Here is a 10,986-nt window from a genome sequence, read left to right as displayed (position 1 = left end):
GTTTCGTACAACCTTGATATACTGTATTTTAACAATTAAACCTCTTTAGATGCAAACAATTGTTTTGCAATGTTTTGCAAAAGTTTAACGGAGTATTGATTAAACAAGCGTTTTCAAAAGTTCTTTCATGCTCACCCGGTTGGTAATGATGCCGTAAAGGTCTGAAATTTTTACACGTTCCTGCTCCATGCTGTCGCGATAACGGATGGTGACTGTGTCGTCTTCAAGCGTTTGGTGATCCACGGTAATACAGTAAGGTGTTCCAATGGCATCCTGGCGGCGATAACGTTTCCCGATGGAATCTTTCTCTTCGTAACGACAATTGAAATCGAACTTAAACTGGTCTACTATTTTGAGTGCTTTTTCAGGAAGTCCGTCTTTACGCACCAGGGGCAAAACGGCCAGTTTAACAGGCGCAAGTACGGGCGGAAGTTTCAGCACCACCCTTGTATCGCCGGGCTGACCATCCTTGCCAGGGACTTCTTCTTCGGTATAGGCACCCGCCAGAATACTCAAAAACATCCGGTCTACACCAATTGAGGTTTCGATGACGTAGGGGACATAACTTTTATTCAGTTCCGGGTCGTAATACTGCATCTTCTTGCCCGAGTATTTCTGATGCTGCGATAAATCGAAATCGGTACGTGAATGAATGCCCTCTACCTCCTTAAAGCCAAACGGCATTTCAAATTCCACATCGGTAGCAGCATTGGCATAATGTGCCAGTTTATCGTGGTCGTGAAAGCGGTACTTATCTTCTCCCATTCCAAGCGCCTTGTGCCACTTCATGCGCACCTGCTTCCAGTAATTGAACCATTCCATTTCCTCTCCGGGCCTGACAAAAAATTGCATCTCCATCTGCTCAAATTCGCGCATGCGGAAAATGAACTGTCGTGCCACAATTTCGTTGCGGAAGGCCTTCCCGATCTGGGCAATTCCAAACGGGAGTTTCATCCGCCCCGTCTTCTGAACATTCAGGAAATTGACAAAAATACCCTGTGCCGTTTCGGGACGAAGATAGATTTTAGAAGCACCCTCTGCTGTAGACCCTACTTCGGTCGAGAACATCAAGTTGAACTGACGAACCTCCGTCCAGTTTTTGGAGCCTGAAACAGGACAGGCCACATCATAATCGAGGATGATCTGACGCAACTCCTGAAGATCATTTTCATTGAGGGCTTTTACAAACCTTCCGTGTATTTCGTCCAGCCTGGTCTGGTTTGCTTTTACCCGGGGGTTGGTTTCCCTGAATTTAGCTTCGTCAAAATCGTCACCAAATTTTTTACGGGCCTTTTCTATCTCTTTATCAATTTTGCCTTCATATTTGGCCATCAATTCCTCAATCAGCACATCAGCCCTGTATCTTTTTTTACTGTCTTTATTGTCGATAAGCGGGTCGTTGAACGCATCGACATGCCCGGAAGCTTTCCATGTAGTGGGATGCATAAATATAGCGGAATCGAGTCCCACAACATTTTCATGAAGCAGAACCATGGAATCCCACCAGTATTTTTTAATGTTGTTTTTGAGCTCTACCCCGTTCTGTCCGTAGTCGTAAACGGCACCTAAACCGTCGTATATCTCGCTGGAGGGAAATACAAAACCATACTCCTTGCAATGTGCTACCAATTTCTTAAATACGTCTTCCTGGGCCATAAAATGATGTTTTATTTTTATTGTCCAATTCACTCCTTGTAAAGTGCACAAAAATAAGGGAAAAAATGTTTATTGCGAATAATTTTGGGGAAATCAATTCAGGAAATAGGGGTAGTTGAGGTTGAACCTGAAGCTGAGGTTAAGATTAAGGTTAAGGTTGAGGTTAAGAATTCACCATAGAAAAAACAGAGAAACCCAGAGATAGAAGGCAGAAGGCAGAAGTTAAAAACTCGAAATCCGGAACGTAAAATCCGAAAAAAGAAACTTTTTTGGGGGGCAAGTAAAGACGCACGGCCGTGCGTCTCAACAAGCCCTTTCAAAACTAATCACTAACACCTCACACTCAACTCGAAACTTAAAACCCAAAACCGTACAGTGGTGACATTAGTCAATAGTTGTTAGTCAATAGTCAATAGTTAGCTTGTAGAGTGATAAGTTGTTAAATTAGTTAGCCTGTTAACAACGTTACCCGGCCGGTGCGGATTTCTTTGCAGAGCAAAGCAACTGATGTGATCGACAAATCCTGAGTTAAAAAAACGCGACAGCTTTTGTTAAACGGCATAGCCGTTTAAAATCGCACCAAAGGTGCGATAATAATTCGCTAAATTCGTAACGCTCGGCTCTGCCGCTTGCTTGCAAGAATTCGCGGTTACCAATCAACAAATGGCGTAGCCATTTATAAGACGCTGGAAAATATTTTCCCAAAAAACATGAATATCCGGGGTAAGACGCTAATGTACTTTTTATTGAAGGTGTTTAAAAAGACTAATTTTTTCACTTTTTGAGGCTCTGTGTGAACTCCGTGTTACGCTGTGAAACAATAAATTACCTCTCCTTTGGAGGGGTTAGGGGGAGGGCTCTGGCTCCCCCCCGATTCCGCTCGAGGAGGCTACACCCCACTCGTGCGGAAACAAGAGACAGAGGGGTAAGACATTATGTTTTTTGTTACTTCGGGGTACCGGTAAACGTAATGGCCGGTTTTGTGAAAAAATTTTCTTTCTTCCAAAATCTCAGAAGAAAGTCAATATTTTTCAGATACATTTTTCCTTCCTCTTCTTCAAAAAAAGGTAATTCCGATTTGTAGTTGTCAACACAATACTTCGCCAGCTCCGTAGATATTTCGTCAGACATGAATAAATGCAAAAGATGTTCTGTACTTTCATCCTCATCATAAAAAGGATTGAGTGGAGAAGGGAAAGCACTGTTGACATCAAATGCCGCTTCTACGCCGCCTTTTGGATTAAAGAACACCACTCCGCTACCGCCGGCATCTGAAAAATCCGTTGTCGTTTCTTCACCACCAAAGAATCCTTCAGCCTCAGCCCTTTTCCTGGCTTTTTCTCTTTCTCTTTTCGAAAGCTTTAACACTTTGTTGTAATGTGCGATAAATTTTTTCACGAAATCCTCAATTTCGTCCGATTTCAGGAAGGCAATCTGCGATCCGTTAGTCAGATCCTTAAATACTTCAAGTTGTTTTTCAAGTATTCCGTCCGGGTTATGCTCCTTATGGTCTAAAAAGTCCACAACCTTTCTTTTTTCCAGGGAATTTTTTTCATCCAATATTAAATCGGGGTCAAAATCCCTTTGAGCAACTACCCCGGAAAACCACCATTCGTTTCGCCAGTTTACAATTCCTATAAACACGATGGTATCCTTTTCTGTAAATTCATTGCAGTGCTCAAACGATTTCTTGGTCATCGCAAACTTTTTCCCTGAAGCTATATGTTCAATGAAAACATCCTTTTCATCCTGTCCTTTATACATGAAATGTCCGGAAATTTTAGGTGTCATGTTGAGAAAATCGTTGTACAGGGGATGGTACTTACCGATTAACCGGGCTGCCCACTCCTTGCCACTAAGCGCCAGTAGCCTTGTGTTCACTTTGTGCAGCAGTTGATCCCTGTTCTCGTTTAATAGTGACAACACATGATTCTCTTTCCCGTACTCTTCAATAATTTCCAGCTCACTGCCTAATAATTCGGCCAGCGTATCTGTATAAAACAAATACGATTTAAATAAAATATTATCGATCAGGTTACGTGCATGGTAAAAATCGGTCTCGTTTTCATCAATTGTATAAAATCGCTTTAAGTCTTCGTTTTCCGGAGCATACTCCCACGCTTCATCAAAAACAGCCATAACTTTTTCAGCCATTTCGAAAATAAAACCGTTAACCGGTGCAATGAATTTTTCCTGTTGATAAGTATTAACGAAATACCATATCAAAAAATAAACATCCTGCACATTTATCTCATCTTCGTAATAGTCTTCCCACTCATAAAACGGCAAAGGTTTCTGATAGAGTTCTTTATGCGTTCTGGTGAACGTCCTCCACAAATTGGTTCCGGATATAATATCTTCAAAATAAGAGGTTAAAAAACAAGCAAGAATATCGATGCCTTCCCTGTCAATATAAAGAGATAAGACAAACGACTGATGAGAGCTGATAAGTGCCTGTTTTACCCTGTTGCTCAACTCAAGATAATAGCTGTCTGTCGGCACCTGCCTCTCATAGGGTTTCAGGTTTAACCACTCGTTAATAAATATTCTGTCTTTTAATTGATGCATGTTTAATTCAGATTTTGTATTTCCGGATATTTAGTATGTGTCTGTAAAGTAGGAAAAGTTTCTTACTATCATGTGTCTGTTCAGAAAGTGTCATTTACAAGGCTTGCGAAGTCCGAAAATACGGAGTTTACTTATCGTAAATGAGTAATTTTCGGACGAGCGTAACACAGTAACTGGCACTTTATGGACAGACACTATTTTGTTTGGCCTAAAATTAGTTTCACTACATGTTGTTTGCAAAAAAATCCGGGATTACCTGATAAACTTTTTATAAAATAAAGAACCGCAGCACCTTCCGGAACAAGGCAGACATTCGGTCCGGATTCCGGGGTGAGAACTGCGGTAAAAAAATTAGTCTTTACAGACAACCTCTTCGGCTAGTGTCGTGTTATGTAAAAATGTCGTATAAGTTGAAACTGATTTTTGCTTTTTTCAAAATGAAAAAAAGCGCGCATAGCCATAGCTACGTAAGCTTTTTATCATGAAGAAAAACGAAAATCAGTGATGCTTGGTGCGATATTTTATGCTTGACACGACACCAGGCTGTTGTTCGCTTTGACAATTCAATGTAATAACCTCAATTACCGGCTAACATCGGTTCGTCGCGATAACCGTGACGACCAAAAATAAGATTCAATCCAAACCGGAAGCTCAGGTCTTTCTGCCGGTAGAACATGGGAAATGAATCGCCATCGTCGAACGTTACATCGGAATAACGTGTTGGTAAATAGTCGGCCGCGAAATAAAGCTGAAGCGGGCCTAAAAGAAATGATGTACCCATACCTACTCCGTTTCCGCCATTCAGCCTTACGCCGTAGTTCAGATTAAGCGCAACGAAGTTATAAGGCTGCAAATTGGCGGAAAGATTAAAGTCCTGGCGAAAATTGTGCTGCTGAAAAACACTTCTCGACAGGAGCCCGAATGTAACAGCCGGTGTCAGCCGGTAAGACCCACCGAGGTAAAGTAACGGGGATAACGGAACACTAAACTTCTCGTGCTTCACATCATACTCAATAACCGTTTTGATAGAATCGGCAATATCTTCAAATGCCTGTTCGATTTCGTCCTCATCCGAACCTTCCACATTTATTCCGTCGAATGAATAGGTTCCGTTAAAGGATAGGCTGTTCAAATCATCTTTAAATCTGACATATCCTAAATTGGTAAGAGCTGCAGAAAAAGTCCATTGCTCATCATGCCTGTAGACTGCTCCTAAATCGAAAGCCATCCCACCATTGCTGAACGATTTAAAATAATCGGTTGTTTCGTCATCCGAAAGATCACGCTCGTCGATGGACTCTGGAAAATCGCCGGGTTCCCCTTCTTCTACATCAACGGGTGCTGACGAATACACGGTTCCGGCTACAATCATATCCCATTGAGTGCGGGAAGTATTCAGCTGAAAACGATCGATGTCGGTAACTCCGCCAACTATTCCGAAAAGTGGCTTAAACTTCAGCCCGAAGGTGAACTTATCGTTCCATTTCCGACTGTACCCGAATGCAAGTTCGTGATATAGTGCCTGCTTCAGGCGGGTTGAAGAAAAATCGAAACTTTCATCATGTGGGAAACCCAATTCTGCAATTTTAAATAAATCGGAAGGCAACCCGGTTTGCATCACACTTTTGATGCCCATTGAAAAGGTAAAATAGTCTCTCCCGGAGCGAAATCCGATGCCCAAAACATCGACATCACCATACTGATTGATATTGGCGGCTTCTCCGATGGCCCCGTAAAGATCGGAGTAGTCGAAACGCTGACTCCACGGGGTGATCCACTCGCCCCCGACCTCTTGGAAAGCATCGTTGAATGCCATATCGCTCTGAAAAAGAGCATTGACCGAAGGCAAAGAAAAAAACGCGTTGGCACGGGGTTGCATGGCAGGATTGATCTGGTGTGACTGAGGTATGGTTTCCATAAAATAAAGCCCCATCGGGCTTTGCCCTTGTGCGGGAATCAGGACAACCAAAGCAAGTGAAACGGCAAGTATATATTTTTTTATATTCATCTCTAACAGCTATTTTGGGATAAAACAATGAATTTAGAAAGATGGAATTCTACCCAGCCCTTCAAAAGAAACGACCGCTCTGAAGTCCATATCATCATATATTTTAATGTATTCTTGTTCTTCAGGGGTTTTATATCCCGTCTGAATAACTATTTCCATGGCATTCCTGTCGAGATACTCATTTATTTGATCTCCCGAAATGCTGACAGAAAATTCCGAATGGGCCGGCTCTTCCTGATCGGGATCACCGGCTGCAATAACATTCGTATCACTCTCAAGCAGATCGTCAATTTTATTGCCTTGTGCATCAATGACCCATGCACTGGCTACAATATCGACAGGTATTCGGCTGTAAAAATCAAGCCAGACTATGAATTCTTCAATTTCGCGCACGTCTTCTTCATCGTCGCCAACAATATCATGAATATCAAAATCGACCGTATCTTTACGATTATAATCACTGGTTTTGAACCACGCGGGAAGAATTACATTCATTTTACCCCTGAGAATATTATCAGGCCCCATAAAATTGAGGACACCTGTTTCCCCTTCCGGATTGGACCATGAAGTAACATCAAAAATCATTCGTGCCGGATAGCTGTTTACAATATCAACTATATTTTCCGAGTTCTCACGGCTGATGTCGAAAGTTGTCTCCGAATTTTCGACAGGATTGCCGTAAATAGCCGGCTCCATAAAAAGATCGATGTACGGATTGTTGTTAACGGTCAAAACGCCGCATGACTGGTTGTCCTCCTTAAAGAATTCCATGTTCTCCACTCTTACATCAAAAGGAACTCCTATTCCACTTGTTACTTCGAGGTTTAACTCTAAATCAAAAAATTCTATTTCATCAATTACGTCGAGTTCGTCGAAAACATCAAATGTAAATTCCTGATCCGGCTTTGATGCCGTTTGTTGCCCGAAATAACCAAAAGTTAACCCCGGAGTCATATCTGTCAGAGAAAAATTTAACTCCACATTTCCAAGCTCAGCGTTTTCCAGATCGACTGTGGTTATTACAGAAAGATAACTCGAATCCTGTGCCTGTGAGGGGATTACTTTCAGTCCCGATAAATTTTCATAAATAATGAACACATTGTTGGTACCATTCGCCTCAAATGAATATTCAAGAGGCTGGCCGTCATTCAACACTTCAGGGATGGCTACCGAAACGGTTCCGGTAGTTCCGTCTGGGATTCTCAGCTCCGCACTCATAATACCATCATCCATGAAAATAGTATCGTAACGAACATCATCGCGCGTATTAAGTTTTACCTTTTCCTCAAAATTCCCGGCAGCTGCTACTTTCAGCGTCGGTGACAACAGAAGGTCGAGCGGGGAAAAATACCAGGTTTCCTCAACGTCGTTCAGTGTTACAAGTGTTTCCCATTCAATATCAACTTCCTGGGTATATCTGGCGTTGACCAGCCCCTCTTCGTCCACGAAGACATGTTCGTTATCAATATCCTCAAGAAAATCGGAAATTTTATAGGTTAATTCACCGGCCGGTGCAGCAATCTCTACCTGGCGATTATCGCCTTCGGTATCTGTGTTCACCCATATATCATCGTCTTTACATCCCCATAGCACCAGCAAAAGGGTAAAAAACAACATTTTCATCAGTCCGTAAGTCTTCATATCTTCAAAATTTATCATCAACTCTTAATCTATTACTTCTATTTCCACTCTTCGGTTTTGTGCCCTGCCTTCTGCTGTTGTATTGGGTGCAATCGGACGGTCAAAACCATAGCCTTCATATTCAATACGTTCGGGTGAAATACCCTGCGATTCCAGGTAACGTTTCACAGTCAATGCCCTGGCTCTCGACAACCTTTTGTTCAGAGATGCCGACCCTGTATTGTCGGTGTGCCCGGAAACCTCTATCCTTACAGAGGGATTCTCCCTGAGCAGGCGAACAAGTCTGTTGAGCGGACCGTACGACTCGGCCCGCAAGGTAGCTTTGCCCGTGGTAAACAGAATGTTCTCCACCACAATGCTTGCCCCTTTCGACATGGGCTGAAGCTCAATATTCCGAACTCTGAGCGTAGTATCCGGATGGAACTGAAGCGGCATGTTTCTGAAGAAATAGCCGTCGGCATTGACCTCAACGAGGAAGGGCCCCGGCTCATAAACAGTCAATGAATATTTGCCTGTTGCCGAATCGGCATAACAAACCTCTAATGCGTCATCTTCTCCCGGACGGAATAGTGCCAGCTCAGCCGGTATAATATCACCGGAATTCTCTTCGGTGACTTTCCCCGATAAGGTATAAGCAATAACGCTCTTTTCGAGTTCTATGTTTTTCACTTCTTCCTGACCAATTGTTTTTTCCAGTAATAATTCGGATGAATAGTTGTAATAATTTTCTGCCGACACCGTCATTTCAACATTCATTTTGTCCTCAAAAGTAATGGTGTATTTTCCCGTTTCAGGATCGGAAAAAATGCGATGCATGAGAGAGTCCGTTTCGAGAGCAGCAAAGAAGATTTCAGCATGCACGGGTTCTCCGGTCTCTTTATCCGTTATGGTTCCCTTAACCGTATATGGATGTTTTAATTTCTCCATCTCAAAATTAAGGATCACCGTGGCATGTCTCCTTTCGGGTTGAGGAACCCGGGCAGATTGCATTTTATAAGCTTCGGAAGCTGCCTGTAAAATATAATCGGCTGTATCTTCCAGAGAAATGAAGAACTCACCGGTAACAGAATCATTCTCTCCTGAGAAAATTTGTTCGTTCTTTAAGGTGTCTACCAGTGACAATTGCGCAAAGACAGGCTCATCGGTTTCCCCATCAACAATTTTCCCGGCGATGGAAAACGGTAAACGCAGGTCTCTCCTGATTTTATATAAATCCAGCCCCCCGTAACCACCGGGCCGTGAAGAGGAAAGAAACACCACCAGTGAATCGGAGGCAGATGGATGGTAAAACAGATCATCGTGAGGACTGTTGTATGGCTGTCCGATATTTACTGGTTCAGTCCATTCTCCATTCTCGTCTTTTTCGGTTTTAAATATGTCGAAACCTCCAAATCCCGGGTGTCCGTTCGATGCAAAAAAAAGGGTCTGTCCGTCGGGAGTGACATAAACCGCTTCTTCATCCAGCGGTGTATTTATTAAGGGACCAATATTACGGGGAGGTGTAAAACGATCGTTTCTTTTACGGGTAGTAACCCAAATATCTTTGCCACCTGTTCCGCCCCACCGGTCGGAAACAAAAAACACAGTTCCTCCTTTGGCGTCGGAGATTGTCGTCTCTTTGGATGTTTTTTTATCAATCCTGTGACTGATAGCAACCGGGCGTGCTGTCTTTTCTTCGGTAATATCCGCTAATCTGATTTGTCCGCTGCGTTTTTTCCCCACGTACGCAAACAAAACGTTCCCTTCGGGTGAGATTCCTGCAACAGCAGTATTAAACCTTTTGTTTAACGAGGGAATATCAACCCCTTCGGATGCCTTTCCGCCGGTATAAGCGGCAACCAGAATCCGTTCTTCAAAGTTTTTACGGCTTTGTGGCTCTTCGGGCAATCGTTCCGGTCTTTTTGAGGTGTAAAAAATTCTTTCATGCCGGCTGTTTTCAACTGCAGCATAATCATCGAAATAACTGTTTACTGCCGGACCCATATTAATAACAAAAGCAGGAATTGAGTCAGCAGCATTCTTCATTCCATAGTCACATTCTCTGATCAATTGATTGTAGCGGGTTCGGAAAGTTTTCTTCTCCCAGTCTGATAAGGTATCATTGTATTTTTCGAAAGCTTCTTTTGCACGCTCATAATCAAGAGCTGCCTGATAAGCATAGCCGAGTTGGAGGTAATAATCGCCGGCAATATCCGGCAGACATTTCAGTAAATAGCTGGCTGCCTCATTGGAATGTCCTCCCAAAAGCGCGCTGATGCCCGTTTTATAATTAAGAGGAACAACCTCATCGGTAATATCGTAAAGCTGTTTGAAAGCTCTGTAACTGCCTTCGTAGTAGCCTCTTCGATAATATTTCTCCGCTTCGTTGAATTTTTCAACGATAAATTCTTCTCCAAGATATTCGGAACGCGAAATGATTTCACTAACATCGATCTCGGGATTTTCCTGTGAAAAGGAAAAAGGAAAGCAGAACATTATCAGGAAAAAAGAGACTAAAAACCTTTGTTTCCCCGATGTCCGCGTGGTAAATGCCGAAAGCCTGTAAATACGGCCAATCAAGAAGAGGCTTCTACTTAAAAGTATTCTCATAATTTTTAAGTTTGGTAATACTGCTAATCTACTTCCTACAGATTCTTACCGGCTATGGTATTCGTGTCGTGCTGATGCGCTTATGTTTCTACCAGGCAACCGATGAAAGATTCAGGAATATGTAAAAATTATCCAACTTTTGCGTTAAGTAGTAGTTGTCCATAAACTCGTAAAATTTTTCACAACTTGCGTGTCTGTTCAGAAAGTGTCTTTTACAATGCCTGCCCCGATATCATCGGGGGCATGCAAACGAAGCAAAATTGAGCTATGCTAAAAATGCCGTCGCACAAAGAAATTCCATTTCAAAAAGAAAAATTGTGACCCTAACCCGGTGTACGACAGAAAGGAAAAAAAGTTTATTCTTTTGCTGTTTCTCAAAAAAAACCGGGATATCAATTAAGATACCCCGATAATGCTCATCCATTTCTAAAAGTCATTTTTACCCAGTCCCCCGATTCTGATTAAGAAGGAGCATAAACTCATATAAAACTATATTTTAACACTGCTGTCCGACTAAAATGAAA

At 42.4% G+C, this 10,986-nt stretch carries 5 protein-coding genes; all 5 read right to left on the bottom strand.

What is annotated here, in order from left to right; all coding sequences use genetic code 11:
* Positions 1–99 precede the first annotated feature (99 nt).
* The 5 genes from OQ5_RS0114965 to OQ5_RS0114940 all read right to left on the bottom strand — a co-directional run bounded on the left by OQ5_RS0114965 (position 100) and on the right by OQ5_RS0114940 (position 10,462).
* Positions 100–1,656 (bottom strand): glycine--tRNA ligase, encoded by a 1,557-nt coding sequence (locus tag OQ5_RS0114965; RefSeq protein ID WP_016778260.1) that lies wholly within the window; start codon positions 1,654–1,656, stop codon positions 100–102.
* 945 nt (positions 1,657–2,601) lie between these two features.
* Positions 2,602–4,224, bottom strand: a complete 1,623-nt coding sequence (locus tag OQ5_RS0114955; RefSeq protein WP_016778258.1) for a DUF3843 family protein — start codon at positions 4,222–4,224, stop codon at positions 2,602–2,604.
* Positions 4,225–4,801: 577 nt separating this feature from the next.
* Positions 4,802–6,232 (bottom strand): DUF5723 family protein, encoded by a 1,431-nt coding sequence (locus OQ5_RS0114950; RefSeq protein ID WP_016778257.1) that lies wholly within the window; start codon positions 6,230–6,232, stop codon positions 4,802–4,804.
* 33 nt (positions 6,233–6,265) lie between these two features.
* Positions 6,266–7,873, bottom strand: coding sequence for a hypothetical protein (locus OQ5_RS0114945; RefSeq protein ID WP_255297571.1), 1,608 nt, complete (start codon positions 7,871–7,873; stop codon positions 6,266–6,268).
* A gap of 24 nt (positions 7,874–7,897) precedes the next feature.
* Positions 7,898–10,462 (bottom strand): OmpA family protein, encoded by a 2,565-nt coding sequence (locus OQ5_RS0114940; protein WP_044107939.1) that lies wholly within the window; start codon positions 10,460–10,462, stop codon positions 7,898–7,900.
* Positions 10,463–10,986 lie beyond the last annotated feature (524 nt).

Origin of the sequence: Anaerophaga thermohalophila str. Valhall (assembly GCF_000250735.1) — a bacterium.
GTDB lineage: Bacteria > Bacteroidota > Bacteroidia > Bacteroidales > Marinilabiliaceae > Anaerophaga > Anaerophaga thermohalophila_A.
Note: the sequence above shows the minus strand (reverse complement) of the source record. Positions and strands in the feature narration are given on the sequence as shown.

Bases quoted from the DNA above. Each gene is read 5' to 3' on its own strand.
- OQ5_RS0114965 (WP_016778260.1), bottom strand. From the start codon at position 1,656: ATGGCCCAGGAAGACGTATTTAAGAAATTGGTAGCACATTGCAAGGAG.
- OQ5_RS0114955 (WP_016778258.1), bottom strand. From the start codon at position 4,224: ATGCATCAATTAAAAGACAGAATATTTATTAACGAGTGGTTAAACCTG.
- OQ5_RS0114950 (WP_016778257.1), bottom strand. From the start codon at position 6,232: ATGAATATAAAAAAATATATACTTGCCGTTTCACTTGCTTTGGTTGTC.
- OQ5_RS0114945 (WP_255297571.1), bottom strand. From the start codon at position 7,873: ATGAAGACTTACGGACTGATGAAAATGTTGTTTTTTACCCTTTTGCTG.
- OQ5_RS0114940 (WP_044107939.1), bottom strand. From the start codon at position 10,462: ATGAGAATACTTTTAAGTAGAAGCCTCTTCTTGATTGGCCGTATTTAC.